This is a genomic window from Fodinibacter luteus, assembly GCF_039541575.1.
Classification (GTDB): Bacteria; Actinomycetota; Actinomycetes; order Actinomycetales; family Dermatophilaceae; genus Fodinibacter; species Fodinibacter luteus.
On the sequence record NZ_BAABGM010000003.1, the window covers coordinates 64,549 to 91,270 of the forward strand.

The window sequence follows — 26,722 nt, forward strand, 5'->3', positions numbered from 1 at the left end:
ACGCCGACAATTGAGATGGATGTGGTCGCGGTGGATGAGCGCGTCGAGGTTCACATGCGCGACACCAACGCGTTCGCCTGGTACATGGAGCAGGACCCACTGCTGCGCTCGACGGTCGTCGTGGTCCTCATGCTCGGGGGCGCGCCGGACTGGGATCGGTTGACCGAACGGCTCGAGCGCCTCACTCGAGTGTCCCCCGCGTTCCGTCAGAAGGTCGTGCAGCCGCCGCTGCGGCTGGCCACGCCGCGCTGGGTCGTCGATCCTGACTTCGACCTGTCATGGCACATCCGCCGCTTCGAGGCCGCGCAGCCGCGGACGCTGGCGACGGTCCTGGAGTTCGCGCGCAAGACCGGGATGGCGGGCCTGGATCGGGACCGGCCGTTGTGGGAGGTCACGTTCATCGAGGAGCTCGACGGTGGCCAGACGGCCGTCGTCGTGAAGCTCCATCACTCGTTGACCGACGGCATCGGTGGCATGGACCTCGCTCGCCTCCTCTTCGACGTCGAGTCGGATCCGGGGGATCCGGGACCGATGCCCGAAGCGCCCCAGGGCGAGACCCTCGGCACCGTCGACCTGGTCCGCGATGCGCTCGGCTACGGCTGGTCCCGGCTCTTCGACCTCTCGAGGGAGGTGCTCACCTCGGCACCCGCAGAGGCGGCACACGCGATCCGGCATCCCCGCCGGACCCTCACCGAGACGGTGACGACGGTGCAGTCGGTCGCGCGGTTCCTCCAACCCGCCTCCGACACCCTGTCTCCCGTCATGACCGGGCGCCACATGGCCTGGCACTACGACGTGCTGCAGTTCCCGCTGGCGGACATCCTGAACGCGGCGCATGCCGCAGGGGCCAAGCTCAACGACGCGTTCCTGTCCGGTGTCACGGCGGGCTTGCGGATGTACCACGAACGGCACGGGGAGCAGGTCGACGAGCTTCGGGTCACCATGCCGGTCAGCATCCGCAAGGACGGGGACCCGATCGGAGGCAACCGCATCACGCTCATGCGTTTCAAGGTTCCCGTGAGCATCACCGACCCGGGCGAGCGGATGCGGGAGACCCATGACCGCTGCGAGCCGATGAAGGCCGACCGGTCCCTGCCGTTCACCGACCTGCTCGCGGGCGCCCTCAACCTCCTGCCACGTGCCTACGTCGGCGGGATGCTCAAGCACATCGACTTCCTCGCCAGCAACGTGCCCGGGATACCCGTCCCGCTCTACCTCTCGGGGGCACCCGTCGACGGCTTCTACGCCTTCGGCCCCACGATCGGGGCAGCGTTGAACATCACCCTGATGTCCTACTGCGACACCTGCTTCGTCGGGATCAACACCGACACCGGTGCGGTTCCGGACCCGGACGTGCTCATGGAGTGCATGCGCGACGGCTTCGACGAGGTCCTCTCCGTTGCCGGCCGGGCCGGGCACGCCGTGCTGCCGAACGGGGCCTCCTGACGCCCCCACCGTCTGCGGTCCGGCATCCGGGCGGGAGGCGCGGCTCGAGAACGCACCCGGCGACCCGGCATCCGGGCCCCGTCTCCCCAGGTCACGCCTCCAGTACCGTGACGACGTGGCCCACCCCCGCTCGCGAGCTCCGTCCCTGGCCCGGGCGTTGCTCGACGCGCAGGTGGCCTACCACCTCGAGCGGTGGAGTGGGGACCAGCTCGCCGGGACCGTCACCGCGCTCGCCGACGACATCCTGGCGGCGGGAGGGCGTCACCAGATCGAGGACCTCGTCGACCGGGAGGCGGTCAAGCTGATCGCCGCCCGGGCGCTGGCGACCATGCCGGCCAGCGCCGCGGCGCGCGGCATCCTCGAGCTCGTCACCGCGGTGGTCGTCGAGGGGCCTGCCGAGCCGTACCCCCTCGGGGAGCTCGTCGACCGAGGTCAGGTGGCAACGCTCCTCGACAGCGTGCTGGCTCTGCACCCGGTCCTCGAGCGACTGGTGGAGGCATCGGCGGAGGTCCCTCTCGTGGGGACCACGGCAGCGCGCTTCATGGGCCGCATCGTGGGAGAGGTCGCCCAGGCCAACAAGACCGTGGCCGACAAGGTGCCCGGGCTGGGGTCGTTGGTGTCGTTCGGGACCAGGTCGGCGTCCCGGGTGATGGGCGCCGCGGACCGGCAGTTCGAGGCCCTCTTCGGCGACACCATGGGCAAGGGCGGCGCCTTCGCGGTCCGTCGGCTCAACCGGGTCGTCATCGACACGGTGCTCGATCCCACGACCCGGCTCGCGGTACTGCAGACCTGGGACCTGCTCGCACGGGAGCAGGTGGTGGGTCTGAGCCACCACGCGACGCAGGGGCAGATCTCCGATGTGGCCGACGCCCTCCACGACGTCGTGATCACCGTCCTTGCCACCGACCAGGCGGCAGACCTGGCCGAGGTCGTCATCGACGGACTCTTCGACGGGTTCGGTGGCTACACCCCCACCGAGCTGCTCGACCAGCTCGACCTGAGGCGGGAGGACGTCGTGCACGACCTGGTGAAGCTGGCCGTCCCCATCGTGGATGCACTGCGCGAGTCCGGCGACCTGGAGCAGCTGCTGCGGGCGCAGCTCGAGCCGTTCTTCACCTCCGCCGAGGTCACCCGCCTGCTCGGCTGACACACCTCCGCTGCCTGGCCTGGAGCGCGGCGCCACGGTGGAGGCTGATCACCGCGATCCACCTGCTCGTCCACTCCGACGACGCTGCCGCGACTCGGCGCCCGGCGGGCATCCAGCGCCGTCACCCCCTGGCGGCGACGAACGCCAGGACCACCACGAGGACGAGGAGGACCGCGGCCAGCCCCGCCAGCACGATCAGTGCCCACTTGAGCAGGGTGCCGACGAGCCTGAGGGCGGTACCAGCGACGGCCAGTGGGCCCGGCCTCCCACGCGAGGCACCGGCACGTTCCACCGGCGGTTCGGCGGTCTCATCGCGGATCGGCACCCGCCGGTCCGGAGCGCGAAACCCTCCAAGGACCGGCTGGCCGAACTCGTCGACATGCACCACCGTCACGTAGTGGTCACCGCGCGGACCCCCGTAGACCCCGTGCATGCCGCGTCCGCGGAAACAGTAGGTGGCCGGCCCTGAGTGCTCCAGACCCACCAGGGGCAGACCGTCGATGCCCGAGGTCCACACCGCCCCGGAGGCCCACTGGTCCCTGGTCACCTCGATCGTCTCGTGGACGTCCTGGCCAGGCCGCGGGGCAAAGAGCTCCCACAGCTCGTTGAGCAGCTGCTCCGTGACGACGGGTCCGTCGAAGCGCACCTCCTCGCGGAAGCCGGTCCCACCGTCCGTGAACTCGCGCACCCAGGCCGCCTCCCGGTAGCGGCGCTCGTCGTCCCGCCGCCGCTGGGCCGTGCGTCGTGCGTGCTCCTCGGCCTGTCTCCTGACGCGTTGCAGACGTTCGCGTTCCCGCGCCGCCTCCCGCCAGGCCTGCGCCACTCGCTCCCGGTCCTCGGCCTCATGGGCCCGACGCTGCGCGGCCTGCCAGGCCGCCGCCTGTCTGGCCTGCTCGTGCTTCAGCCGCTGCTCGCGGGCCGCCTCGGCGACGCGTTGCCGACGCAGGTCGGCATCCAGTGCCTCGCGTCGTGACCCGGTGAGGGACTCGAACGCCCAGTTGACCTCCACCATCCGCTCTTGCAGGACGTCGCGTTCCGCGTCGGAGACGTCCGGATGGATGTCCACCGCCGCGAGGCGCATCTGCCGCCGGTACGCCTTCTTGATCTCCTCCGCGGATGCATCCTCGGGAACACCCAGGATCGCGTAGGGGTTCGCGGGGCTCATGACGACCCAGTGTCCACCCAGCCGCTGTGAGATCGACCCGGTCGTCAGCAGGGCGGCCACACCGGGACGGTGCGGCCGGCATCCGTGACGGAGCGCGGTGTCCGTGCGGCTTCGCCTTCAGCGCTCAGGTGACGGTCGGCTCGGGAGTGGTGCGCTGTCGGGCCTGTCGGCGCTGTCGTCACGTTCACCTGCTCGTCGTCTCGCGTCGATGCCTGGGTCAGCGTGAGGTCGGTCTCGGTTTCCGACTGTCACCGGTGGGCGGAGGACGATGGAGGGGAGGCCGTTCGCGGCGTCGTCGGGACGCCGACGAGTAGGGCACTCCTCGGGAGTGTGATCTCGATGGCCGTCACCCACGAACCAGCGACGCGCCCACGCAGTGCTCCGCGCGTGTCGACCCGGACGCTCGTCTGGTTCCTCTTCTGTGTACTCGCCCTGCTGGGACTTGACCTGGTGGACCTGCAGGTGTGGGCGAGCGTGGTCGTCCTGGCCGCTCTCGTGCTGGCCGGGGTTCCCGCGCTGCGGCCCCACGCGTCGGCGCGGGTGGACCGTACCGACCTGGTGGTCCTGGCCGCCATGTACGTCACAGTGGTGCTCCTGTTCCGCTTGGCGTTCCAGGTGTTCACCACCGACAACGTGCTCGGCCTCTTCCTGTGCTTCGCCGCCGGGTTGCTGCTCGGCGTCGTCGGGCCGGTGGTCTACTCGGTGTGGGGCCGGCACCGTCCCCTGCGTTCGCTCGGTCTGGGAGCCCACGAGCTGCGCCCGACGCTGGCCATGGGGGTGGTGCTCGCGGCCGCGCAGTTCCTCGTGACGTTCCAGGGCTACACCCTGCCGGCACCCGCGAAGTGGGTGCCCCTGCTCGGGATGTCCCTGGTCGTCGGGCTGTTCGAAGCGGTCTTCTTCCGCGGGTTCGTCCAAGGCCGGCTCGAGGCGAGTTTCGGAGCCGTCCCGGCGGTGGCCGGGGCCGCCGTCCTGTACGCGCTCTACCACGTGGGGTACGGGATGGGCGTGTCGGAGATGTGGTTCCTGCTGGCGCTCGGCGTGGTCTACGCGGTGGCGTTCCGGCTGACCACCAACGTGCTCATCGTCTGGCCGTTGCTCACTCCGATGGGGGCGTTCTTCAACAACCTCACGGGCGGCGACATCGACCTGCCCTGGGCTTCGCTGCTCGGCTTCGCCGACGTCGCGATGCTCATGGCGGCGGCGATCTGGGTCGCCCACCGCAGGGAGCGCAAGAACCACACGAGGGCTCAGGCCAGCCACGAGGTGGCTGAGGCCAGCCACGTCACATGAGGATGCTCGAGCGGCAGTTCTCACGACCCGTCACCCGAGCTGCCATCGCGAAAGGTCAAGCGACGTGCGGCGCTGCCGTGGCTACTCGGGCTGGCGGCCGTGGGTGCCCAGTGACTCGGCGATGCCGCGTGCCCAGGCCTCGATGGCGTCCCAGTCCCGGAAGTCACCGGCGGGCAGGGCGTCCTGGGCGGCGGGCATGTGCCGCACGAGGCGTTCACCCAGACCGACGGGCTCGGCCTCCGGGTCGTAGGCCCCGAAGAAGACCTGCTCACCCCGGGGGTGCAGCAGCTCGGTGAGCTCGTCGAACTCCTTGGGTCGAGTCGACTGCAGGACGTCCTGACCGTCCTTGTCGACCAGGTCCGTCCCGAGCGGGCCGCTGCTGAACAGCCAGACCGGGCGGCCGGCCAGCGCCGCCCGATGCCTTCGGGCGAACTTCACCGCCGGTTTGAGCCAGTGGAGCATGTACGCCGCGCCGCCCAGGATGACGGCGTTGTATCCCTCGACGTTCGTGACGTCCTCGACGGGCCGGGCCTCGGCCGGCCGGCCCGTCTCGGTCAGGACCGCGGCGATGCGTTCGGCGATCCCGGCGGTGGCGCCGTGCCGCGTGGCGTAGGCGACCAGGATCCTCATGTCGTCCCTCTCGGTTCGTGGCCCCGTCCGGGATCCGCACCCGTCTGCCCTGACCACCAGCACGGGTGAGGGCTGGCGATCGTGCTGCGCCGTGCGTTCGGCCCCCGGCATCAGGCGTCGTCGAGGGCTGCCGCGTCAGACGCCGCTGCCTCCCGACCTGCCGCAGCACGGCCCACGGTTGACGCGCGGCGCGGACGACGGTTCGTCGTCGTCACCCTGCAGAGGGTACTCGCGTCGGGTCACCGGCTGGGGCGCCAGTACACCGGCCCGACCCGGATCGTCGGTTGCGGTGGATCTGCGTCCACGGGGCGCCGCACCGGTCGAGTCCGCCTCGGGGAGGCGACGGGTTGGGGAACCGTGCGGCGGTCGTATCCCGCGCGTTGAGCGGGGTCACCGAGGATCGTGTACGCGGCCATCGCCTGCTGGAGGATGGTGGTCGCCACCGCCTCGTCGTCGGGGTCGCCCGCGGATCGCGTGTCGGGGTGGTTCTGGCGCACGAGCACGCGGTAGGCGCGGCGGATCTGCTCCTGGGTCGCCTCCGGGCTCAGGCCCAGGACGGCGTACAGGTCGCACGGCTCAGCGGTCATGGCCACCCGCGGTCCTTCCTCGTGATGCCGGCGCCGCTGCGGGTGGTGGGCGCGGTCCGCGCTGGAGCCGGGGTCGACGGGGCCTCGCCTGGGCCGCGAACCGGTACGCCGTCAAGGCGTGGGCGTCGCGCGGCACTGCGTCGGACGCGATGCGTGAACGCGACCCAGGCGAGAGTCGTGCGGTCAGGTGCCTCGGTGTCGGATCGTCGGTCTCGGGTGATCACCTGCCCTTCGTCGATCGGGTTTCCTCGGCCGTGGGCGGGCGGGTGCCCGGACGGTCACGGGGGAGAGCGTTGCCGCCGCCACTGCGGTCCGGGCGGATGCCGTGGCTCACCTCGGGCGCCGCGGGCATGAGCCTCACCACCACCGATCACGCGCTGATGGCCTGCCGACCCTCGTGGGCGCTGGTGATCTCGATCCTGCGCGGCTTGGCGTGATCGGCGACCGGGATCCTCAGCGTGAGGACGCCGCTGTCGTAGCCCGCCTCGATGCGCTCGGTGTCGAGGTTGTCCCCCAGGACGAGCTGCCGGCTGAACACCCCGCGAGGGCGTTCCGCGGCGAGCAGCTCTGCATCGCTCGCCCGGGCCGGACGTTCGGCCCGGACCGTGACCACGTTGCGTTCCACGTCGATGTCGATCGAGTCCGGGCTGACCCCAGGGAGGTCGAACTCCACGAAGAACGTCTCACCCTCGCGCCAGGCGTCCATCGGCATCGCCGACGGCCGGGCCAGCGTGCCGTCCGGGCCGAAGAACTGTTGGGTGAGTCGGTCCAGTTCACGGAAGGGGGTCGGTACGCATGAGCATTGTCATCACCTCCATGTGCGGTGTCACCTGTCGTTGCGAGCGGTCCCATCGAGCGAGGATCTATGGCGACCGCTATAGATTTCTTGTAGCACCAACGGCATACTCGTGCAAGAGGCGAGCTGAGGAAATGCCGGAGGGAGGACGCACCAGCATGACCGGCCCCACTCCCGGCGGAGACCGCGGCGTCTACGGCATCTCCGTGGCCGCCGAGCTCGTCGGCATGGGCGTGCAGACCCTTCGCCTCTACGAGGCCCGCGGCCTGCTCGAACCCGATCGCACGGCTGGTGGCACCCGTCGCTACAGTGCGAACGACCTGGACCGCCTTCGTCGGATCGCGGCCCTGCTCGACGCCGGGCTGAACCTGACCGGCATCGGCATGGTGCTCGACCTGGAGGCGGAGAACGCCCGGCTGCGTGAGGAACAGGAGGCCCCGACATGGCTCGCGGTCATGACGACGACATCGGCAGCGCGATCCCCGAAGCCGACCGGCTCGAGCAACAACTGGACGCCGACCCCGCCGTGACTCCCGACGACGCGGTGGCTGCCGCCGGGGGAGTCTCCCTGAGTCCACCGCGGGAGCCTGGCGACGCAGACGACGCCGACCGGCTCGACCAGCTCCAGGACGTGGCCGTCGACCCGGACGAGGAGTACGCCCCGGACCCACCCTGAGACCGCCCTCGCCGTCAGGCTGAGACGGGCCGTCGGGGCGCCATGAGGTCACAGGCCGCCATCGCCCGGGTGAGGGGTGAGGGCTCTCGGGTCCCCTCCGCACGCCGTCCACACGAGCGTCGCCACCCGCCGGGACCAGTCCCGCGGGGGTTCGGCGCCCACGAGCGCGAGCGAGTACCACGAGCCGGTGAGGAACGAGGCCGCGACGAGCAGGTCGGCATCCTCGGGGATCTCGCCGCGTTCGACGGCTGCGCCCAGGCAGGCCCGGATCCGGGCCCGGCGGGGCGCGACGATCTCGTCCGTGTACGTCCGGCGGACCGCCGGGGAGACACCGTCGCCGAGCATCAGGCCGACGAGGGGCAGGGCTGCAGCCTCGCTGATGCAGTGGCGGAAGTGCTCGAGCTCGGCGACGAGGTCGGGGAACGGGGCGCCGGTGACCACCGGAGGATCGACGTTGGCCAGGTGGGCGACCGCGTCGACCACGAGCTCGGTCTTGTCCTTCCAGCGACGGTAGAGGGCGGGTCGGGTCGTGCCGGCGTCGGCAGCGACCGCCGCGAGCGACAACCCGCCGAAGCCGTCGCGGGCGAGGTGTCGCAGCGTGGTCTCCAGCACGGCGAGGTCGATCGAGGCGTCCCGCGGCCGGCCCTGGGTGGCGGGCGGGTCTGTCGTCGGGGTCGCGTCCACCCGACGCATTTTACGTGACATCCATGTATTGAAATCAAGGCGGACCGCCCCGTACCCTCTCCATTACGTATCTGCCGCGTAACGTAAAGGAGGACCCATGAGCGCCACGGTCGACACCCGCGGGCGGCCCATGCGGGTGCTGATGGTCGTGTCCAACCCCGGGATCTCGGACCGCACCGGGTGGCCGGTCGGGTTCTGGTGGGCCGAGCTGACCCACCCGTACTGGGAGTTCGTCGAAGCCGGCTACGAGGTGGTGGTCGCCAGCCCGGACGGAGGAGCCGTGCAGGCGGACTCGTGGTCGGACCCCGCCGACCCCTCGGGGTACTCCGCGCACGACCTCATCAGCCGGGGCTTCATCAGCAGCCCGCCCCATGCGGCCCTCGTCGAGGGCACCCCGGCCCTCGCGTCCTTGGACCTCGACACCTTCGATGCGTTCTTCCTCGTCGGGGGCCAGGCGCCGATGTACACGTTCCGCCACGACCAGCGGGTCAAGGAGGCTCGTCGGCAGCCGCCTGGGCCGGGGGCAGAGGAGATCCGACACCCATGACCACGCCACCGCTGCGTCGTCCTCGCACCCTCCGGCCCGCCACGATGCGCGACCACGACGTCCACGAGCGTCCCGCGACACCCCTGGAGCTCCTCTTCGACCTGTGCTTCGTGGTCGCCGTGGCGGTCCTGGCCGCCCAGCTCGACCACGGGATCGTCGACGGCCACGCACTCGAGGCGGCGATCGCGTACGCCCTGCTCTTCATCCCGATCTGGTGGGCCTGGATGAGCTACACGTGGTTCGCCACGGCCTTCTCCCACGACGACCCTCTCACCCGACTGCTGACCCTGCTCCAGATGGGCGGCGTCCTCGCCGTGGCGGCGGCCGTCCCGGCGGCCTGGGAGGGCGAGCTGCTGGCGTTCGCGCTGGCCTACGCGGTGATGCGCCTGCCGCTCGTCCTGCAGTGGCTCCGGTCGGCCCGTGACGACGCCCTCCACCGGGGCTTCGCGCTGACCTACGCCGTCGGCTCCGTGCTCGCCCAGGTGCTCTGGGTGGTCGGCGCACTGGCGCCGACGGCCGCGGGGGCCGTGGTCTTCGTCGTCGCCCTCGCCACGGAGCTGACCACGCCGGTCCTCGCGGTGCGCAGGTCACCCGACCGGGTGTTCCATCCCGGGCACATCGCGGAGCGTTACGGCCTGTTCACGATCATCGTCTTCGGCGAGACGATCCTGGCGGTCTCGGTCGGGCTGCGCGACACCCTCGACGGCGACGGCGACCTCGGAGCCGCTCCGGCGGTGGTGACCGCTGCGCTCGTCATCGCGTTCTCCCTGTGGTGGATCTACTTCGACACGCTCGGCCCGGAGGCGCTCACCCGCAACCGGGCCGCGGCGTTCCGCTGGGGCTACGGGCACTACGTCCTGTTCGCCGCCATTGCGGCGGCCGGGGCAGGCGTCCAGGCCCAGCTCCACCTGGCCCACGCCGACGACAGGGGAGGGAACCTCGTCGCAGCCGCTGCTCTCGCCGTCCCGGTCGCCATCGCGCTGGCCTCCATCGCATGGCTCCACCGGACGTCGAACGGCGCTGCGGCGACCGCCGTCCCGCTCTACGTCGGTGCCGGGGCCGTGCTGGTGCTCCTCGTGCCGGCCGGCTCCCTCCCGGCGGCAGTCGTCGACGGGGCGATCGCCCTCGTCGTCGCCCTGCTCGTCGTCCGTGAGGTGGTGTCACGGGCACGGTCCGAGCGACCGGACCCGACGCCATGACGTCCCGGACCGCTCCTCTGTTGCCGGATCGCGCCGTCGCTCGCGACACTGGGGGGCGGCCCACCCGCGACCACGGGTCGGGTCACGGCGAGGAAGGGGACCCCCATGGCCGACCCGGCGATCCACCTGCTGGTGGGCACGACGAAGGGCGCGTTCGTCATCGACGGCGACGCCGACCGCACGCACTGGAGCGTCCGAGGTCCGTACTGCGACGGGTGGCCGGTCAACCACGTCGTCGGTGACCCGGGCACGGGGATGATGTGGGCGGGCGGTGGCGGGGACTGGTCCGGGGCGGGGGTGTGGTCCTCCGCCGACCGCGGGCACACGTGGTCGCTGGCCCGCCTGACGACCGGCCAGCTCGACGCGTGGGCGGCGGACGACCCGGACTTCGCGGCATCCATCGGGTGGACCGACGGCCCCGCTCCGTTCGGCGAGGGCTTCAGCCAGGTGTGGTCGCTCGGCCGGGCCGGGGATCGGCTCTACGCGGGGACGAAGCCGGCGACCCTGCTCGTGAGCGACGACGACGGGGCGACGTGGTCGGAGGTCAAGGGCCTCACCGACCACCCGTCGGCCGACGGCTGGAGCCCGGGCGCCGCGGGGCTCGTGCTCCACACGATCGTCGCCGACCCCGAGGACCCCGAACGGATGTGGGTCGGCATCTCCGCCGCCGGCGTCTTCGTCACCGAGGACGGCGGGGTCACGTGGGAACGGCGCAACGACCTCGCCGACCCCGCCGACGGCGAGGGAGACGGCCATCCTGCGGCTGCCAGCGACGGTCACACCGGCTTCTGCGTGCACCACGTCGCGCTCGCGCCGGGGGGTGGCGACGTGCTCTACCAGCAGAACCACCATGGCGTGTGGCGCTCCTCCGACGGCGGTCTCACCTGGCGGAACATCACCGCCGGCCTGCCCTCGACGTTCGGGTTCCCACTCCGGGTCCACCCGCGCGACGGGCAGACGATCTGGACGGTGCCCCTCAACGGCGACACCGAGGGCCGGTACCCGCCGGATGCCGCGGCGGCGGTGTGGCGTTCACGCGACGGTGGAGCGTCGTGGCAGGCGCAGCGAGCGGGGCTCCCGCAGCAGTCGTGCTTCTTCACCGTGCTGCGCCAGGGGATGGGCGGGGACCGCCGCGATCCCGCCGGGGTGTACTTCGGCACGAACACCGGGTCGGTCTTCGCCAGCCGCGACGAGGGCGAGACGTGGGACGAGATCGCCCGGCACCTCCCCACGGTGCTCGCCGTCGAGGTGCTCGAACCGGACGGGAACGGTTGAGGGAGCGGGAGGTGGCGTCCGGGCCCGGGCGCGGTCGGATGCCGCGCGCCCGGCATCCGCGGTCGGCTGCCGTACCGCTGTGTGGAGACCGCCACGACTGCCGCTGCGGGGGTGTCGGTGCCTCCTGCAAGGCTCCCGCCCAGGACACATCCGAGGGGGAAGACGATGGGACGGGACACGAGGCGGCGTCGGGCGGCGAGGGCCAGGCAGCGGGCAGCACGAGGCAGCACCGGTCCGGCGGAGCCGGAGCACACCCTCGAGGGCCGCGTGTCCCGAGAGGTCCTCGACGCCGTCGAGCGGCTGCGCTCCCGGGGTCACGAGGCCGACCGGGCGGTGGCCCGCGTCGTGGGCCTGGCGCAGACCCCACGAGGCCGCCGCCTCGTGGCCGCCCGGCTCACCGCCCTGCTCACCGACTGCGTGGCCATGGCGTGGGAGCGCGGCTGGCAGCCCGCTGACGTCCACCGCATCGTGGGCCGCAGCCTCGACGAGCGTGCGCAGCTCGTCGTGGGCGACGCCATGGCCCACCAGCTCGGCCCCTTCGCCGAGACCACGATCGCCGAGCGGTGGCACCTCCAGCTGCGCGACCTGGGAGCGACGAGGTGGTGGCCGGGCCACTCCGACCCGGTCACGGCCCGCGCCGACACCGCGGGCTTCGGCACGGAACGGGCCGTCGCGGCAGCCCTCGCGGTGATCGCCGTCCTGGCCGGCCTCCCCGCGCTCGAGCGGCTCGACCCGCTGCCCGGTCGGGCCCGATCCACGACGGACGCCCGAGCGCAGCACGTCGAGGAACGCATCCTGAGCCGGGTCCGGGCCCTCCTCGCGAAGGCGGAGTCGACGCCCTACGAGGCAGAGGCCGAGACGTTCACCGCCGGAGCGCAGGCCCTCATGGCCCGGCACAGCATCGACGCCGCGATGCTCACGGCTGCCGAACGGCGCCCGCACGACCGTCCCGCTGTTCGACGCATCGGCGTCGACCGGCCGTACGAGTCGCCCAAGGTGCTCCTCCTTGGCGTCGTCAGCCGCGCCAACCGGTGCCGCACGGTGTGGAGCAGCGGCCTGGGCTTCGTCACCGTCATCGGCTTCGAGGCGGACCTCGCCGCGGCGGAGACGATCTTCACCTCGCTCCTCGTCCAGGCCACCCGAGCCATGGCGGGAGAGGGCAGCCGAGTGAGCGGCACCGGTCGGTCCCGGACCCGCGCGTTCCGCCAGTCCTTCCTCACCGCCTACGCCCACCGCATCGGCGACCGGCTGCGTGAGGTGACCGAGCACGAGACCCGGGAGGCCGTGGGCCGGGCGAGTCCGACCCCCGACGAGGTGGCACCCGGCCAGATGCCGACCGGCGTGCTCGTCCGCGTGCTGGCCCAACGAGCTGGCGAGGTCGACGCTCGGGTCGACGAGCTGTTCCCCCGGGTCGTCAGCAAGCCCCTCGGCAGCGCGACCGACCTCGAGGGCTGGTCGGCGGGGGTGCACGCCGCCGACCGTGCCACCCTGTTCGGCTCGGGGCACACCCTCACCGAGACCCGGACGGGGTGAGGAGCCGGGCGACGTCCCCCATCCCGCTCAGGGTCGCGTCAGGGTCGGGCTCAGGTGGCTCCCCGATGTGCGCGACCCCGCCGTACCGACACGATGCTCCGCATGATCACTGTCGAATCACTCACCAAGACCTACGGGCGCGGCTTCACCGCCGTCGACGACGTCTCCTTCTCCGCGGCCACCGGCCGCGTCACCGGCTTCCTCGGCCCCAACGGGGCCGGCAAGTCCACGACGATGCGGATCATGGTCGGGCTGACCCCGGCCACGGCCGGCACCGCCACCATCGACGGGCGCCGGTTCACCGACCTGCCCAACCCGGGCCGGGAGGTGGGCGTGCTGCTCGACGCCTCCGCGCAGCACGCCGGGCGCACCGGCCGCGAGATCCTCACCGTCGCCCAGCGCACGATGGGTCTGCCGAGGGCCCGGGTCGAGCAGATGCTCGAGCTCGTCAGCCTCACCGACGAGGAGGCCGACCGCCGGGTGCGCAACTACTCCCTCGGGATGCGCCAGCGGCTCGGCATCGCGACGGCGCTGCTCGGCGACCCGCACGTGCTCATCCTCGACGAGCCGGCCAACGGCCTCGACCCGGCCGGCATCCGCTGGATGCGCGACCTCCTGCGCGGCTACGCCGACCGGGGCGGCACGGTGCTGCTGTCCTCCCACCTGCTCCACGAGATCGAGGTCATCGCCGACGACCTCGTCGTCATCGGCAACGGCCGGATCGTCGCCCGGGGCACCAAGGCCGAGCTGCTCGAGGCCATCGGCACCGTCGCGCGGTCCAAGGACGCCCCCGCCCTCGCCCGGGCCATGGAGGAGGCCGACCTGGCCTTCACCGTGCACGCGGACGGCAGCGTGCACACCGAGGTCGGCCCCGAGCGGGTCGGCGAGGTCGCCCACGCCGCCGGGCTGGCGCTCACCGAGCTCCGGCACGCCGACGGAGCCGGGCTCGAGGAGATGTTCCTCGAGCTCACCGCAGACACGCAGCGCGAAGGAGCCGCAGCATGAGCACCACCGTCCTCGACCCCACGACACCCGACACGGCCACGCACGCAGCCCGCGCGCGAACGTCGTCCGCCCGGATCCCGCTGACCCGGGTCATCGGCGTCGAGCTGCGCAAGATGTTCGACACCCGCTCCGGCTTCTGGCTCATGGCGAGCATCGTCATCACGAGCGTGCTCGCGACGGCCGCCCTCATCGTCTTCGCGCCGGACGACGCGCTGACCTTCGACAACTTCGCCGCCGCGATCGGGGCGCCGATGACGGTCATCCTGCCGATGATCGGCATCCTCGCCGTGACGAGCGAGTGGAGCCAGCGCAGCGGCCTCACGACGTTCACGCTCATCCCGCACCGTGGGCGGGTGCTCGGCGCGAAGCTCGTCGGCGCGCTCGTCGTCGGGGTGGTCGCGATGTTCGTCGCCCTCGTCGTCGGCACGCTCGGCACCCTGCTCGGCAGTGCCGTCACCGGCCTCGACCCGGTCTGGAACGCCACCGTCACCGAGTTCGCGCTCATCGTGCTCGGCAGCGTCCTCGGAATGCTGTTCGGCTTCATGCTCGGCGTCGTCATCCGCAACTCCGCCGGCGCCATCGTCGCCTACTTCGTCTACACGCTCGTCCTCCCACCGCTCCTCGGCCTGCTCGCCGCCAACCAGCAGTGGTTCGCCGACCTGCAGCCGTGGGTCGACTACAGCTTCGCGCAGATGCCGCTCTTCGAGGGCAGCATGTCGAGCGAGCAGTGGCAGCAGCTCGCGGTCTCCGGCACCCTGTGGTTCCTCGTGCCGCTGGCCGTCGGCCTCGTCCTCGTCCGGCGCGCCGAGGTCAAGTGAGCGAACCGGTCGGGCGGGTGCCGCGTGCACCCGCCCGACCGGCGTCGTCCCCAGGCCAGTCGACGTCGCGGGCGAGCAGGTCGTCCCACGTCTCCCGCCGCACGACGACCCGCCAGGAGCCGGCGCGGGCGAAGACGACGGGGATGCGGCGGTTGCCGTTGTAGTTGTTCGACATCGTGTAGCAGTAGGCCCCGGTCGCCGGGACGACGAGCAGGTCGCCCACCGCGGGGTCGACGAGGGGGGCGCCGCTCACGAGGACGTCCCCGCTCTCGCAGTGCCGGCCGACGACGTCGCAGGCCGAGGTCGCCCCCTCGAAGCGCCCCACGACGCCGGCCTCGAAGCGCTGGTCGTAGAGCGCGACCTCGAGGTTGTCGCCCATGCCGCCGTCGACCGCGACGAACGTGCGGGCCCCCCGCTTGACGGTGACGACCCGGTACAGGGTGCACGTCGACTCCGCGACCATGCTGCGCCCCGGCTCGATGACGATCTCGGCCTCGGGGGGCAGGTGCGCCCGGGCCGCGTCGACGAGGGTGTCGAGGTACTGCGACACCGACGGCCGGTCATCGGCCCACGTGTACCGGGCCCCGAGCCCGCCCCCGAGGTCGTACACCGGGAACTCGCCGAGTCGCGCGACGGCCGCCACGGCATCCGCGAACGGCTCGGTGCTCAGGATCTGCGAGCCGACGTGGGAGTGCAGGCCGCGCATCCGCAGCACCGGCGACGCCTCGATCCGGGCGATGAGGGGCGCCGCGTGCTCGGGCGCGAGCCCGAACTTGCTGTCGTCGTGCCCGGTGAGGACGCTGGCGTGCGTGTCCGCGGTGACACCGGGGATGACCCGCACGAGCACGTCGACCGAGCGTCCCCGGGGGATCGCCGACTCGAGCCGGTCGACGTCGTCGCCGTTGTCGACGACGACGAGCCCGAGACGATGCTCGACGGCCAGCGCGATCTCCTCGTCCAGCTTGGCGTTGCCGTGCAGGACGAGGGATGCCGGGTCGGCGCCGGCCTTGAGGGCCGTGATGATCTCGCCGCCGCCGGCGACGTCGAGGCCGAGGCCCTCCTCGACCATGACTCGCTGGACCGCGGTGCAGGGGAACGCCTTCGACGCGAAGACCACCCTGCTGCGGGGCCACCGGGCCGCGAGCCCGTCGACGTACTCACGCGCCCGCGCCCGCAGGGCATCCTCCGCCACGACGAGCACGGGGGTGCCGGCCCCGGCGGCGACGTCGTCGATCCGGCAGCCGCCCACGCGGGCGACGCCATCGGCATCCACGGTGGTGCCGGGCGGCATCAGGTCGACCAGGGCGCTCGCCATCGGGGTCCTCCGCTCAGCCGGGCAGGTGGGTTCGGCGGGCCTCGAGGGCCTCGCGGCGGTGGGCGTTGCCGTGCAGCCCGACATAGGCGTCGCCGAACCGGGCGAGCAGGTCGTCGTCGAGGCGCCGCACCGCACCCGGCGGGTAGCGGTAGCCCATCGCCGCGGTCACGGCGGCGCTGTCGACGTCGCGCAGCGTCGCGCTCAGCTCGTCGAGCGAGGCGATGCCGAGCTCGAGGAGCAGGCCCGAGATCCACGCGTAGTGCTCGGTGCGCGACCACCCGGCGCTCGAGTAGCGCCCGGCGAGGAAGGTCGCGAGCTCCTGGGCGCTGATCCGGGGGTCCAGAGCGTCGCCGGCGTCCACACTGCTGTCGCCGAGCCCCGCCTGCAGCCGGTCCCGGATCGCCTGGAACTCGCGGTCGGCCAGCTCGATGAGGCCGGCGGCGAGCGTGAAGCGGCGGTCGAGGTCCGGCACCTGCTCAGGCGGCACCGTGCCCTTGTAGCGGATGTCGTGCTCGAACTCCGCCCACGCGTGCTGGAGCACCGTGCGCAGCTGGACCGACGCACAGAACTGCGGGTCGTACGCCGTGGGCTCACCGTCTGCCCGCGAGACCAGCAGGTGCCGGCTCGCGTAGCCGAAGCGCCCGGCGGCGGCGGTCTCCTCGCCGAGGTCGCGGTCGTCGAGGACGGTCAGCTGCTCGGCGAGCAGCCCCGCGACGGCGTCGATGTCTCGCTGGACGTAGGTGATGACGCGCACCCCGACCTGGTCGGTGACGGCCCGCAGCGGGTCGGCGGACGAGTCGGCGGTCAGCACACCGCGGACCTTCGCGGCGAACGACCCGACCGACTTCGTGCGGCCCGTCACGCTGAGGTAGTTGATGCCCGCGTCGTCGATGATTCCGGTGACGAGCTCGACGAACTCGTCGGTGGCGGGCAGCAGCCGCTCCCTCAGCGCGGTGTAGTCCGCGACGGCGCGGTCGATGCGGCGCATGGACATGGGCCCACTGTCCCACGCGCCGTCCGGGAGGCCGACGCCCCGCGGCCGGCGGTGGTTCGATGGGGGCATGGCACGTCGAGGCGGAAGCCGGGGTCCGCGGAGCGGACGACACGAACCGAACCGGAACGCGACGCGGGCTCGGCGCCGGTCCGAGCCGGGGGGCCCGGGGTCCCCCGGTGCGGGCGTGGGCGACGGCTCGGACGGCGGTGACGGCGGTGGGCTCGTGCCGCAGGTCGTGCGTGACGCGCTCCGTTCGCCGGACCCGACGGCATTCACCGTGCTCGTGTCGAGCGCGCTGTCCGCGACGAGGGAGTGGGACCCGGACGGGGGCTCGCTCCCGGCCGGGGGCTGGGACACGGACGACGAGGAGCCCGACGAGGACGACCTGTCCGTCGACGACCTCGTCACCTCGTTCCTGTCGGTCTCCTATGCCGAGACCACGGCCGCGCTGCACGTCATCGCCGCGATGCTGCCCGACGAGCTCGACGCGACCCGGCTGCGGCGTGCCCTCGCCGAGCGGCACCACCCGCTGCCCGACCACGTGACCGGCGTGCGCGACATCGTCGTGACGCGGGCGGCGCACCTCGGCGACGAGCTCGGCGACGGCGACAACCTCATCCTCGGGCTCGAGTGGCCCGGTACCCGCGGGGTCACGGCCGTCGTGTACGTCGACGAGTCCTTCGGCACCCGCGTCAAGGACGTCTTCCTCGTCCCCGAGCCCTTCGACGTCGTCGTCGACCAGTACCGCGCGATCACGGAGGAGGAGGGCGACCCCCGCTCGGCACTCGTCGCGATCGACCCGGCCGATGCCCGGGCGAGCCTGCGCCTCGCGATCGACCGTGGCGACGCCCCCGACGCGCCCGCCGTCCCCGAGGACTGGACCGGGCCCGACGGGGAGCCGCTCGGGTGGCCCGCCGCGCGGCCCTTCCTCGAGATGCTCCTGCGCCGGATGCCGCCCGGCGGCTCGCCCGTGCTCACCTCAGCCGGGCTGCCCGAGCTCTCGCCCACCGAGGCGGTCGAGGCCTTCCTCGCGTCCCCCGAGTCGGCCGGGGTGCGCGACCTCCCGGACGCCGACGCCGCGGCCGCCCTCATCGCGACCGACATGGCCGAGGCGGGCGGCCACCCGCTGCGGCTGTCGCCGGTGCAGGTCGAGATCGCGCTGACGCAGCGGCTGCCCTGGGCAGCGGGCGCGAGCGACGCCGTGCTCGACCGGGTCGGTGACGTCCTGCCGGCCTACGTGCGCTTCGCCCATGCCCGGCTCGGGGTCGCCGAGCCGGGGACGAGCGAGACGCTGGCGGTGGTGGCCGCATGCCGTGACGTCTTCGACGCCCTGCGCCACAGCGCAGCCGTCGCGGACTGGCGTGAGGTCGCGCCACTCATCGACGCCTTCGAGCACGGTGACCCGTCCCCGTTGGTGCTCCACACCCTGGCCAGGGAGGTCGGGGGAGCAGACGCGCTCGACCGGCTCGACACCGACCCGCTTCCCGACGAACCGCTCGACACCGCACGTGTGCCCGCCGACGTCCGCGACGGCGTCGCCGCCGTCGGGGCCGCGATCGACCGGTGGCTCGAGACCTCCCCCCGGGTCGAAGCCCTCGGACCGGTCCGGGACGAGTGGCGCACCGCCGCTCGGCGCCTCCTCGTCGGAGCCGCGGTGCGGGACCCGGGCTGCGTACGGCGTCGGGCCTCGGTCGAGGGGCGGGCCTGCGGCGTGCTGTGGGCGACCGGCGTGGAGAACCACCTCGTCGGCCCCGGCGGTGTGCTCCTCGTCAAGGACCTCGCCGCCGACTTCGGGGTTCGTGGTGCGCCGTCGGCGAAGGCCGCCACGATGCTGGCCGCGTGGACGGACGGGCGGTGGGCGGAGGGTGGCTCGCTCGGGGACCCGGGCCTGCTCGTCTCCACCCGGCGCGCGGAGATCATCGAGGCCCGGGACCGCTACCGCACCTGACCCGCCGTGGCCGCCCCGCTCAGGCCGGGGGCGGCGTCGGCGGGGTGAGCGCGCGCCGGCGCACGAGCGACTCGAGCCGGCTGCGGGCCGAACGGGCGTCGCCTCCGCGACCGTCGGCGCCGGGGGGTCGCTCGGGCACGGTCGTCAGGCTGACGGCGACGAGGTCGGTGTAGGCGTCCTGGCGCAGCCGGGTCAGGAGGCGCTGCGCCGCGCTCTGGCCGCGGGCGAGCAGGCCGGCCGCCACGAAGACCCCGAAGCCGCTCGTCGCGAGGAGCGAGGTCACCCACGTCGGTGCGGACCCCCCGGACACCGTGAAGAACCCGGTGACGAGGGCGAAGGCGGTGATGAAGAGCACGGCCTGCGGCCAGAACAGCCGGGCTGCCCGCCCGATCCCGCGCACCCCCGTGAGCTTCGCGTACGGTCGGATCAGGGTCGTCGGGTCCTGCCCGAGGATGATGAGCTGGTACCACCGTCGCACCTGCTCGTAGAGCGTCACGCGCAGGTCGGGGGCTCGGTGCCAGTGCTCGTCCTCGGCCACCGCCCCCCACGCCTCGAGGCTGCCCGAGATGGCGGCGGGCGTCGTCTCGTGGGTCATCGCCGGGTCGAGGCGGCCGAGCATCCGGCTCAGCTCGCGTCGCCGGTCGGCCCCGAGGAGGAAGGCCGGCGAGACCGCCGAGGGTCCCGAGGCGGTGGACCACGCCGCCTCCGACCCCAGGCCCCAGTAGCACTCGGCGAGGCCGCGACCGAGCAGGTAGGCGTTCGCGAGCGCCTCGTCGCGCTGGGCGAGCTCGTCCTGGAACCAGGCGTCCCACGAGAGGAAGAACCCGGCGGTGGCGGCCCACGGCGGCGGCCCGGCATCCGGTGCGTCACCCGGGGCGGATGCCGGTGCGTCACCGGGGGCGGATGCCGATGCGTCACCCGGGGCGGTTGTGTCACCCGGGCCGGATGCCGGCGCCTCGCGCGAGCCGGGACCGGCACCGTCCACGGGGAGCACTGCCGCCAGCTCGTCCGCGAAACGGTGGTGGCGGTCGAGCCGCAGCCGCTCGACACCGGTGAGGAGCCCGCGCAGCGCCTCGCGGTGCGCGTCGGAGGGGCGGCGCTGCGAGCGCAGCGGCAGGACGTCAGGGGGGTCGAGCGGCGGCACGGCCCGACCGGGGCGGGGGCCGTCGGGCCAGGCCCGGCCGCGCACCTCGGCGACGGCCCAGCCGAGCCGCAGCGCGGCGCCCACCTCGGCTCTGCTCGACGCCATCGCCAGCCTTCCGACGGGAGGGCGCCCGGACCGTCGGCCCGTCGACCGCACCTCGACCCGTCCACGCTAGCCGACCGCCCGCCCTCGGCGCGGGCGCTCCGCCACGCCGGCTCCTGCATCCCCTCGCCGGTGCCCGCGACGCGCATGGCGCGCGAGTAGGGTCACGGGGTGCCGTCGACCGATCCCGACCGGACGCGGACCGCCGGCCGGGTCGACACCGCGTCGAGCGCCCGGACGTCCGGGGGCGCACGGTGCTGACCGGCTGCGCTCCCGCCACCCCGACCGCGGCCGTCGTCGGTGCGCTGGCACTCCTGCTCGGGGCGTGCACCGCCGGGTCGGGCGCCGAGGGTGCGGACCCGGCATCCCACGAGTACCGCCCCGGTCTCTCCGCCCACCCGCACGTCCCGGCCGACGTCACGTCGGCCCCGGTCGTCGTCATGGTCCCGGGAGGCTCGTGGCGATCGGCCGAGCCCGCCGGCCTCGAGCCGCTCGCCGAGGCCTTCGCCGACCGTGGGGTCTTCGCGATGCCGGTCGTCATCCGGGCGGCGCAGGACGACGTCGTCCACCCGACCCCCGTCGAGGACGTCCTGTGCGCGCTGGCCGACGGGGCCGCGACCGCCCGCGACGAGGGCATCGAGCCCGAGCGCCTCGTGCTGCTCGGTCACTCCTCGGGAGCGCACCTGTCCGCCCTGGCCGCGCTCGCGGTCGACGACTACGCCCCCCGGTGCGAGGACCCGCTCGTCGTCCCCGACGCCGTCGTCGGGCTCGCCGGTCCGTACGACATCCGGCGGTTCGCGGATGCCGCGTCCGTGCTCTTCGAGGACGGCGCGGACCGCGACCAGTGGGACGCCGCCAACCCGGTGCTGCGCGCGGGAGAGCGACCCGAGGTCCCCTTCCTCCTCCTCCACGGCGACCTCGACGACGTCGTCCCCCCGTCGTTCAGCACGCAGTTCGGCGCAGCCCTGCGCGCCGGGGGCCACGCCGCGACGGTGCAGGTGCTCCCGAGGGAGGACCACGGCAGCATCTACTCGGCCGAGGCCGCCGCCGAGCCGGTCGCCCAGTGGCTCGACGGCCTCGACGGGCCGGCCTCGGACGAGGGCTGACCGCGCGCGGGCGTTCGGGAGCGCGGTCGGGAGCGTCGTCGGGAGCGCGGACGCCCGTCAGCGGGCCCGGACGACGACGTCGACCTCCCCCGTGGCCTCCTCGATGTCGTGCTCGGCACTGGCGAGCAGGTGGTCGGCGAGGCGCCGCAGCGCCCGGGCCACGGCCACCTCGTCGCCGATGTGGGCGGCGTCCGGGTCGGCACTGCTGCGGTGGCTCGTGCCCTTGGCGGTGAGCGCCTCGGGGGAGTCGGCGAGCAGTGCGACGGTGGCGGTCGTGTCATCGCCCTTCTCGAAGATCGTCACCCGCACGCTCCACTCGCGCAGCGTCCCGAGCTCGGGGCGTGCCACGACCTCCGTGTGCTCCGCCGCACCTGAGCTCTCGGTCACCTTGAGCACGGCCCCCGGCCCCGGGAACATCGTGCTCGTGTGCCCGTCCTCCCACCGCACGACGTAGGGCGGTCCGCCCTCGGCGCCGCGCGCCTCCAGCACCTCACCGGCGCGGGTCGGCTGGTCGACCAGCTCTCCGGCCAGGATGATCCGGTCACCGGGCTTGGCTCTCATGGCTGCTCCTCACGTGGGTCGTCACCGTGCCACGGGAGGGTGCCGGGGCGGTGGCGACGGCCACGGCACCCACCTCCGATTCTGCCCGGTCGCCGCACGGGCGGCCAGAGCTGCGCGGGTGGTGAGCCTCACCGCGAACGGGCGAGGCCTGACCCTCCTCCTCCGGCGCGGTGGATGCCGACCCGGGCGGCCACCAGCCCGCGGCCGTGCGTGCCATGCTCGTCACCACCTGACCCCGGGAGGACCCATGGCCGACCGTCCCCGCACCGCCCTCGTCGTGGGGGGTGTCGCGACCGCCGCCGTCGCGCTCGCGGCCCGCGCGGTGCGCCGCCGGCGCGCGGCGCTGGCCGGCATCCCGACCGAGCTGCTCGCACCGATGGCGTGGCTGCCGCTGCCGGTCGGCCCCGCCGTCGTGCGGGTGGCCCGGCGCCTTCCGGCGCTTCCGACGCCGGTGCGCCCCGGGGTCGATGCCGAGCGTCGAACCGTCGCGGCCGTCGGGGACACCCCGGTCGACGTCATCGTCTACCGGCCGGCCGGGCGTGCGACGCCGAGCGGCGCCCTCGTGTGGATCCACGGGGGCGGCCTCGTCATCGGCGACGTCGAGGGCTACCACGAGACGTGCAGCGGGCTCGCTGCCGACCTCGGCATCCTCGTCGTCAGCGTCGACTACCGGCTCGCCCCCGAGCACCCCTTCCCGGCAGCGGTCGACGACTGCTACGCGGCGCTGAGGTGGGTGCACGAGACGGCCGACGAGCTCGGTGTCGACCGCAGCCGCATCGCCGTCGGCGGGGACAGCGCGGGCGGTGGGCTCGCGGCATCCCTCGCCCAGGTCGCCCACGACGGCGGCGAGGTGCCGGTGTGCTTCCAGCTGCTCGTCTACCCCATGCTCGACGACCGCACCGTGCTGCGGCACGACCACGACGGGCGCGGCGTGGCCGTGTGGACCCCGTCGGCGAACCGGTACGGCTGGACCGCCTACCTCGGGCACCCGCCGACGGCCGGGCCGGAACGGCCGTATGCCGCGGCCGCCCGCCGCGACGACCTCACCGGCCTGCCCCCGGCGTGGATCGGGGTGGGTGAGCGGGACCTGTTCCACGACGAGGACGTCGACTACGCCCGGCGGCTGCGTGAGGCCGGGGTCGCGTGCGAGCTGCACGTCGTGCCGGGGATGTACCACGCGGCCGAGCGGTTCCGTCCGCGGGTGCCGAGCATGGCCGAGTTCACCCGCCGGCTGGCCGAGGCCCTGCGGGCCGGTCTCGCGGAGCGCGCGACGCCGACCGCGGACCCGCGTGCAGGCGGCTGACCGGTGTCGCGTCGGACACCATGGCCGCCCGGGCTCGGCTCGGCCGCCATAGCCTGACGGCGAGGGCGGCACGCCCCGCCCAGTGGGCTGCGCGACACCTCCGTCGCGGTCACCGCCGTCCACCCGGGGGCACGGCGACCGAGGATGGCCGCGCTGCTCACCGGATGAGGTCCTCCGGGCCGGAACCGACCGGGAGCAGGTGATGTCTTCTCGGCCGGAAGCCACCGGGAGCACACTGGGGCATGGCCAAGCCCTACACCGTGACCCGCACGACGACCGTCGACGCCCCGCCGCACCGCGTGCGCGCACTCGTCCACGACTTCCACGCCTGGCCGCAGTGGTCGCCCTGGGAGGACCTCGACCCCGCGATGCGCCGCACGTTCACCGGGCCGGATGCCGGGGTGGGTGCGGCGTACGCGTGGGAGGGCAACCGCAAGGCCGGCAAGGGCTCGATGACCGTCACGGGGGACGAGCCCGAGCGGGTCGACATCGACCTGCGCTTCGAGAAGCCGTTCCCGGCGCACAACCGCATCGAGCTGCTCATGACGCCCCTCGGTGAGCAGTCGACCGAGATCGAGTGGCGGATGCACGGCGAGCTCTCCGGGGTCATGCGGGTGCTCGCCCTCATCCGGTCGATGGACTCGATGATCGGCCCGGACTTCGACAAGGGGCTCGCCCGGCTCAAGCGGGCCGCCGAGTCCTCGGGCTGAGCGGGTGTCCACCCCGGACTGGGCGGCCCTCGGCGAGCGGGCCGCGCGCCTGGAGCGCGAGCAGGAGTTCTCCGGCATCCTGCGTGCCACCCGCGGGCACGACGTGCTCTGGGAGTCGTGCCATGGGCTGGCCAACCGGGCGGACGGCGTCCCGGTCACCCCGAGGACGAGGTTTGCGACCGCGTCGCTGAGCAAGCTGTTCACGGCCGTCGGTGTGCTCGAGGCGGCCGGGCGCGGTGAGCTCGCGCTCGACGACGCCGTCGTCGACCTCCTCCCGCCGCACCGGCGACCGGGCACGCTGCGGGCCGACGTCACCGTGCACCACCTGCTGTCGCACACGTCGGGCATCGCCGACTACTACGAGGAGGACGAGGACCTCCCGGGCCACCGCGCGGACGCCGACGAGCTGTGGGCCGAGCTGCCCACCTACCTCGTGCGCGACTACACCACGCTCCTGCCGCTCTTCGCCGACCTCCCACCGATATGCCCTCCGGGCACCGCGTTCCACTACAGCAACGCCGGCTACGTGCTCCTCGGCATCCTGCTCTCGCACGTGTCGGGGATGCCGTTCGCCGAGGTCGTCGGCACGCGCGTCCTCGCTCCGGCCGGCATGGCCGACAGCGGGTACCCGGCACTGGACGAGGTGCACCCGAACCTTGCCACCGGGTACCTGCGCCCGCGGGAGCCCGGGGGACCGTGGCGCACGAACATCTACTCCGTCCCGGTCGTCGGTGGTGGCGACGGAGGCGCCTTCGTGACGGCGGCCGACGTCGACCGCTTCCTGTGCGCGGTGCGTGACGGAGGCGTCTGGCCCGGTGTCACGCCGCAGCAGCTCCTCACCCCGCGGTTCCCCGCCGGCGGCCGGTGGTCGGCGGGCTACGGGGGGATGCTTCGCGACGACGGGGTGCTCTTCAAGGACGGCGGCGACCCGGGCGTCTCGACCTTCGCGCGCTTCGACCCGACGACGGACACCCGGATCGTCCTGCTCGCCAACGTCGACTGGGACGAGACGGACGGCATCGCCGAGCTCGTCCGGCTCCTCGTCGAGACCGCCGGTCCGCCCTGACCGCGGGTCCGCCCTGAGCGCGCGGTCCGGTCCGTCGGGCACGATCCTGACCCGACCCGGACCCGAGCCGGACGACGCCACGGGGTGCCAGGTGCCGCACCGGCCGGTGACGCGTGCCACGAAACGCTGGCGCGACGCGGGCCGGGCCGATGGAATGGGCCCATGCCCCAGAAGATGGCCCTCCGCGCGTACATCGATCAGCTGCGCACCGAGGGGTACACCGTGCGCGACGACCACGGCGACGACCCGATCCTCATCACCCCCGACGGCCAGGCCGTCGAGACGTGGCGCGAGGACTACCCCTACGACCACCTCATGTCCCGCAACAGCTACGAGGTCGAGAAGTACCTCCTCCAGATCGAGCTGCTCAAGTTCCAGTACTGGACCATCGACAGCGGCGCCAGGCACGTCGTCGTCTTCGAGGGCCGCGACGCCGCCGGCAAGGGCGGCACGATCAAGCGGTTCACCGAGCACCTCAACCCCCGCGCGGCCCGCGTCGTCGCGCTGACGAAGCCGACCTCGACCGAGTCCGGCCAGTGGTACTTCCAGCGCTACGTCACCCACCTGCCCACCGCGGGGGAGATCGTGCTGTTCGACCGCTCCTGGTACAACCGGGCCGGCGTCGAGCGGGTCATGGGCTTCTGCTCCGACGAGGAGCACGCCGTCTTCACGACGCAGGCACCGATGTTCGAGCGGATGCTCGTCGACTCGGGCACGACGGTCACCAAGCTGTGGTTCTCGGTGACCCAGGACGAGCAGCGCACCCGGTTCGCCATCCGCCAGATCGACCCGGTGCGACGCTGGAAGCTGTCGCCGATGGACCTCGAGAGCCTCGACCGGTGGGATGCCTACACGGCGGCCAAGGAGGAGATGTTCGAGCACACCGACAAGCGGTACGCCCCGTGGATCACGGTCAAGAGCAACGACAAGAAGCGGGCCCGGGTCAATGCACTGCGGGCCTTCCTCCACCAGTTCGAGTACGCCGACAAGGACCACGAGGTCGTCTTCGCACCCGACCCACTCATCGTCGGGCGCGCCAAGCACACGACCGGCGACTGACCGACCCGTTCCGAAGCCGACCGGCGCGGGCCGACCCGCCTCGGCCTCGACCCGGCGGGGCGGGGACGCGCCTTCGGGACGCGCCGCCGGCTCGGTCAGGCCGCGTTCTCGTCGGGCTGGTGGATGCCGAACGTGTTGCCCTCGGTGTCGAGGAAGTAGCCCTGCCACGCCATGCCGGTGAGGGCCATCTTCGGCAGGGCCACGACACCCCCGGCGGCCTCGATCCGGGCGGCGGTCGCGTCGAAGTCCTCGACCCCCATGGTGAGCACGGCGGCGTTCGTGCCCTGGCCGGGGCCCGGAGCCGGCGCCGGCCGCGGGAGCAGGCCGCCGTTGATGCCGGGCGAGTCCTCGGCGCCGGTGACGACGCCCCAGTACGGCGAGCCGGTGAACTGGCCGTAGTCCTCGAAGGTCCAGCCGAAGACCTCCGCGTAGAAGGCCTTGGCGCGCTCGAGGTCGTCGGCCTGGATCTCGAAGTGGATGGGTCGGGACATCGGTCTCCTCCTGTGCTGCCTGCTGTCGGTGTGCTCCTCCAGCGTGGCACCGACCACCGACGGCCGACACCCGGACGTGCAGCGTTCGGTGGGCCGGCGCGGCATCCGCGCAGGACGTCGTGCGG

The 26,722-nt window shown here is 73.1% G+C and carries 26 protein-coding genes and 1 pseudogene; 17 read left to right on the forward strand and 10 right to left on the reverse strand.

All coding sequences use genetic code 11. The annotated features are described in order from the left end of the window. Positions 1-30 precede the first annotated feature (30 nt). Positions 31-1,446, forward strand: a complete 1,416-nt coding sequence (locus ABD899_RS02855) for a wax ester/triacylglycerol synthase domain-containing protein (protein WP_345202062.1) — start codon at positions 31-33, stop codon at positions 1,444-1,446. 115 nt (positions 1,447-1,561) lie between these two features. Continuing rightward, on the forward strand, positions 1,562-2,593 hold the full coding sequence (locus ABD899_RS02860) for a hypothetical protein (protein ID WP_345202065.1): 1,032 nt from the start codon (positions 1,562-1,564) through the stop codon (positions 2,591-2,593). Between the two features lie 121 nt (positions 2,594-2,714). Here ABD899_RS02860 and ABD899_RS02865 read toward each other — a convergent pair whose 3' ends face one another. Then, positions 2,715-3,758, reverse strand: a complete 1,044-nt coding sequence (locus ABD899_RS02865; RefSeq protein ID WP_345202068.1) for a J domain-containing protein — start codon at positions 3,756-3,758, stop codon at positions 2,715-2,717. Between the two features lie 387 nt (positions 3,759-4,145). Between ABD899_RS02865 and ABD899_RS02870 the strand changes: the two genes are divergently transcribed. Next, positions 4,146-5,048: a CPBP family intramembrane glutamic endopeptidase gene (locus ABD899_RS02870; protein WP_345202070.1), complete on the forward strand. Its 903-nt coding sequence runs from the start codon at positions 4,146-4,148 to the stop codon at positions 5,046-5,048. 81 nt (positions 5,049-5,129) lie between these two features. Here ABD899_RS02870 and ABD899_RS02875 read toward each other — a convergent pair whose 3' ends face one another. From ABD899_RS02875 to ABD899_RS02885, 3 genes and pseudogenes are all read right to left on the reverse strand, one after another. Continuing rightward, on the reverse strand, positions 5,130-5,678 hold the full coding sequence (locus tag ABD899_RS02875) for a flavodoxin domain-containing protein (protein WP_345202073.1): 549 nt from the start codon (positions 5,676-5,678) through the stop codon (positions 5,130-5,132). Between the two features lie 239 nt (positions 5,679-5,917). Beyond that, positions 5,918-6,265: a J domain-containing protein gene (locus tag ABD899_RS02880; RefSeq protein ID WP_345202076.1), complete on the reverse strand. Its 348-nt coding sequence runs from the start codon at positions 6,263-6,265 to the stop codon at positions 5,918-5,920. Positions 6,266-6,635: 370 nt separating this feature from the next. Then, positions 6,636-7,068, reverse strand: a pseudogene (locus ABD899_RS02885) (Hsp20/alpha crystallin family protein). Positions 7,069-7,219: 151 nt separating this feature from the next. On the opposite strand from ABD899_RS02885, the gene ABD899_RS02890 reads away from it, so the two are divergent. Together ABD899_RS02890 and ABD899_RS02895 are read left to right on the forward strand one after the other, a co-directional pair. Continuing rightward, entirely contained in the window at positions 7,220-7,591 is a 372-nt protein-coding gene (locus ABD899_RS02890; protein WP_345202078.1) for a MerR family transcriptional regulator, read from the forward strand. Continuing rightward, entirely contained in the window at positions 7,588-7,737 is a 150-nt protein-coding gene (locus ABD899_RS02895; RefSeq protein WP_345202080.1) for a hypothetical protein, read from the forward strand. The genes ABD899_RS02890 and ABD899_RS02895 overlap by 4 nt, the downstream gene beginning before the upstream one ends. A gap of 48 nt (positions 7,738-7,785) precedes the next feature. Here ABD899_RS02895 and ABD899_RS02900 read toward each other — a convergent pair whose 3' ends face one another. After that, entirely contained in the window at positions 7,786-8,421 is a 636-nt protein-coding gene (locus ABD899_RS02900) for a TetR/AcrR family transcriptional regulator (RefSeq protein ID WP_345202082.1), read from the reverse strand. 97 nt (positions 8,422-8,518) lie between these two features. Here ABD899_RS02900 and ABD899_RS02905 point away from each other — a divergent pair, with 97 nt between their 5' ends. The 6 genes from ABD899_RS02905 (at position 8,519) to ABD899_RS02930 (ending at position 14,798) form a co-directional block, all read left to right on the forward strand. After that, positions 8,519-8,968: a type 1 glutamine amidotransferase family protein gene (locus tag ABD899_RS02905; RefSeq protein ID WP_345202084.1), complete on the forward strand. Its 450-nt coding sequence runs from the start codon at positions 8,519-8,521 to the stop codon at positions 8,966-8,968. Then, on the forward strand, positions 8,965-10,167 hold the full coding sequence (locus tag ABD899_RS02910; RefSeq protein WP_345202087.1) for a low temperature requirement protein A: 1,203 nt from the start codon (positions 8,965-8,967) through the stop codon (positions 10,165-10,167). Before ABD899_RS02905 ends, ABD899_RS02910 begins: the two co-directional genes overlap by 4 nt. Before the next feature lie 105 nt (positions 10,168-10,272). Continuing rightward, a complete protein-coding gene (locus ABD899_RS02915; protein ID WP_345202089.1) occupies positions 10,273-11,442 on the forward strand; it encodes a WD40/YVTN/BNR-like repeat-containing protein in 1,170 nt (389 codons plus the stop codon). A gap of 267 nt (positions 11,443-11,709) precedes the next feature. Beyond that, positions 11,710-12,975 (forward strand): DUF2786 domain-containing protein, encoded by a 1,266-nt coding sequence (locus tag ABD899_RS02920; RefSeq protein ID WP_345202092.1) that lies wholly within the window; start codon positions 11,710-11,712, stop codon positions 12,973-12,975. A gap of 102 nt (positions 12,976-13,077) precedes the next feature. Continuing rightward, entirely contained in the window at positions 13,078-13,980 is a 903-nt protein-coding gene (locus tag ABD899_RS02925) for an ATP-binding cassette domain-containing protein (RefSeq protein ID WP_345202094.1), read from the forward strand. After that, positions 13,977-14,798, forward strand: a complete 822-nt coding sequence (locus tag ABD899_RS02930) for an ABC transporter permease subunit (RefSeq protein WP_345202097.1) — start codon at positions 13,977-13,979, stop codon at positions 14,796-14,798. The genes ABD899_RS02925 and ABD899_RS02930 overlap by 4 nt, the downstream gene beginning before the upstream one ends. On the opposite strand, the gene lysA is transcribed toward ABD899_RS02930, so the two are convergent. Together lysA and ABD899_RS02940 are read right to left on the reverse strand one after the other, a co-directional pair. Further along, entirely contained in the window at positions 14,791-16,113 is a 1,323-nt protein-coding gene (lysA, locus tag ABD899_RS02935; protein ID WP_345202100.1) for a diaminopimelate decarboxylase, read from the reverse strand. The two genes, ABD899_RS02930 and lysA, sit on opposite strands and share 8 nt — an antisense overlap. Positions 16,114-16,126: 13 nt before the next feature. Further along, a complete protein-coding gene (locus tag ABD899_RS02940) occupies positions 16,127-17,107 on the reverse strand; it encodes a GTP pyrophosphokinase (RefSeq protein WP_345202102.1) in 981 nt (326 codons plus the stop codon). Positions 17,108-17,291: 184 nt separating this feature from the next. Here ABD899_RS02940 and ABD899_RS02945 point away from each other — a divergent pair, with 184 nt between their 5' ends. Then, the gene (locus ABD899_RS02945; RefSeq protein ID WP_345202105.1) at positions 17,292-19,055 is read left to right on the forward strand and encodes a hypothetical protein; all 1,764 of its coding nucleotides are present in this window, start codon (positions 17,292-17,294) and stop codon (positions 19,053-19,055) included. A gap of 19 nt (positions 19,056-19,074) precedes the next feature. On the opposite strand, the gene ABD899_RS02950 is transcribed toward ABD899_RS02945, so the two are convergent. Then, positions 19,075-20,304, reverse strand: a complete 1,230-nt coding sequence (locus tag ABD899_RS02950) for a hypothetical protein (protein WP_345202107.1) — start codon at positions 20,302-20,304, stop codon at positions 19,075-19,077. A 251-nt stretch (positions 20,305-20,555) separates the two neighbouring features. Here ABD899_RS02950 and ABD899_RS02955 point away from each other — a divergent pair, with 251 nt between their 5' ends. Further along, complete coding sequence (locus ABD899_RS02955) at positions 20,556-21,407, forward strand: alpha/beta hydrolase family protein (protein ID WP_345202109.1); 852 nt, start codon at positions 20,556-20,558, stop codon at positions 21,405-21,407. 57 nt (positions 21,408-21,464) lie between these two features. Here ABD899_RS02955 and ABD899_RS02960 read toward each other — a convergent pair whose 3' ends face one another. Then, positions 21,465-21,968 (reverse strand): dsRBD fold-containing protein, encoded by a 504-nt coding sequence (locus ABD899_RS02960; RefSeq protein WP_345202112.1) that lies wholly within the window; start codon positions 21,966-21,968, stop codon positions 21,465-21,467. Between the two features lie 247 nt (positions 21,969-22,215). Here ABD899_RS02960 and ABD899_RS02965 point away from each other — a divergent pair, with 247 nt between their 5' ends. The 4 genes from ABD899_RS02965 to ppk2 all read left to right on the forward strand — a co-directional run bounded on the left by ABD899_RS02965 (position 22,216) and on the right by ppk2 (position 26,106). Then, on the forward strand, positions 22,216-23,271 hold the full coding sequence (locus tag ABD899_RS02965; RefSeq protein WP_345202115.1) for an alpha/beta hydrolase: 1,056 nt from the start codon (positions 22,216-22,218) through the stop codon (positions 23,269-23,271). 242 nt (positions 23,272-23,513) lie between these two features. After that, positions 23,514-23,981 (forward strand): SRPBCC family protein, encoded by a 468-nt coding sequence (locus ABD899_RS02970; RefSeq protein WP_345202117.1) that lies wholly within the window; start codon positions 23,514-23,516, stop codon positions 23,979-23,981. A 4-nt stretch (positions 23,982-23,985) separates the two neighbouring features. Then, positions 23,986-25,047: a serine hydrolase domain-containing protein gene (locus tag ABD899_RS02975; protein ID WP_345202120.1), complete on the forward strand. Its 1,062-nt coding sequence runs from the start codon at positions 23,986-23,988 to the stop codon at positions 25,045-25,047. A gap of 162 nt (positions 25,048-25,209) precedes the next feature. Further along, on the forward strand, positions 25,210-26,106 hold the full coding sequence (gene ppk2 / locus ABD899_RS02980; RefSeq protein WP_345202122.1) for a polyphosphate kinase 2: 897 nt from the start codon (positions 25,210-25,212) through the stop codon (positions 26,104-26,106). Between the two features lie 95 nt (positions 26,107-26,201). Here ppk2 and ABD899_RS02985 read toward each other — a convergent pair whose 3' ends face one another. Continuing rightward, positions 26,202-26,597, reverse strand: a complete 396-nt coding sequence (locus ABD899_RS02985; RefSeq protein WP_345202124.1) for a VOC family protein — start codon at positions 26,595-26,597, stop codon at positions 26,202-26,204. Positions 26,598-26,722 lie beyond the last annotated feature (125 nt).

Excerpts from the sequence above, each read along its gene's own strand:
- ABD899_RS02865 (WP_345202068.1), bottom strand. The coding sequence starts at position 3,758 with ATGAGCCCCGCGAACCCCTACGCGATCCTGGGTGTTCCCGAGGATGCA.
- ABD899_RS02875 (WP_345202073.1), bottom strand. The coding sequence starts at position 5,678 with ATGAGGATCCTGGTCGCCTACGCCACGCGGCACGGCGCCACCGCCGGG.
- ABD899_RS02880 (WP_345202076.1), bottom strand. The coding sequence starts at position 6,265 with ATGACCGCTGAGCCGTGCGACCTGTACGCCGTCCTGGGCCTGAGCCCG.
- ABD899_RS02890 (WP_345202078.1), top strand. The coding sequence starts at position 7,220 with ATGACCGGCCCCACTCCCGGCGGAGACCGCGGCGTCTACGGCATCTCC.
- ABD899_RS02905 (WP_345202084.1), top strand. The coding sequence starts at position 8,519 with ATGAGCGCCACGGTCGACACCCGCGGGCGGCCCATGCGGGTGCTGATG.
- ABD899_RS02910 (WP_345202087.1), top strand. The coding sequence starts at position 8,965 with ATGACCACGCCACCGCTGCGTCGTCCTCGCACCCTCCGGCCCGCCACG.
- ABD899_RS02915 (WP_345202089.1), top strand. The coding sequence starts at position 10,273 with ATGGCCGACCCGGCGATCCACCTGCTGGTGGGCACGACGAAGGGCGCG.
- ABD899_RS02925 (WP_345202094.1), top strand. The coding sequence starts at position 13,078 with ATGATCACTGTCGAATCACTCACCAAGACCTACGGGCGCGGCTTCACC.
- ABD899_RS02930 (WP_345202097.1), top strand. The coding sequence starts at position 13,977 with ATGAGCACCACCGTCCTCGACCCCACGACACCCGACACGGCCACGCAC.
- lysA (WP_345202100.1), bottom strand. The coding sequence starts at position 16,113 with ATGGCGAGCGCCCTGGTCGACCTGATGCCGCCCGGCACCACCGTGGAT.
- ABD899_RS02940 (WP_345202102.1), bottom strand. The coding sequence starts at position 17,107 with ATGTCCATGCGCCGCATCGACCGCGCCGTCGCGGACTACACCGCGCTG.
- ABD899_RS02950 (WP_345202107.1), bottom strand. The coding sequence starts at position 20,304 with ATGGCGTCGAGCAGAGCCGAGGTGGGCGCCGCGCTGCGGCTCGGCTGG.
- ABD899_RS02960 (WP_345202112.1), bottom strand. The coding sequence starts at position 21,968 with ATGAGAGCCAAGCCCGGTGACCGGATCATCCTGGCCGGAGAGCTGGTC.
- ABD899_RS02965 (WP_345202115.1), top strand. The coding sequence starts at position 22,216 with ATGGCCGACCGTCCCCGCACCGCCCTCGTCGTGGGGGGTGTCGCGACC.
- ABD899_RS02970 (WP_345202117.1), top strand. The coding sequence starts at position 23,514 with ATGGCCAAGCCCTACACCGTGACCCGCACGACGACCGTCGACGCCCCG.
- ppk2 (WP_345202122.1), top strand. The coding sequence starts at position 25,210 with ATGCCCCAGAAGATGGCCCTCCGCGCGTACATCGATCAGCTGCGCACC.
- ABD899_RS02985 (WP_345202124.1), bottom strand. The coding sequence starts at position 26,597 with ATGTCCCGACCCATCCACTTCGAGATCCAGGCCGACGACCTCGAGCGC.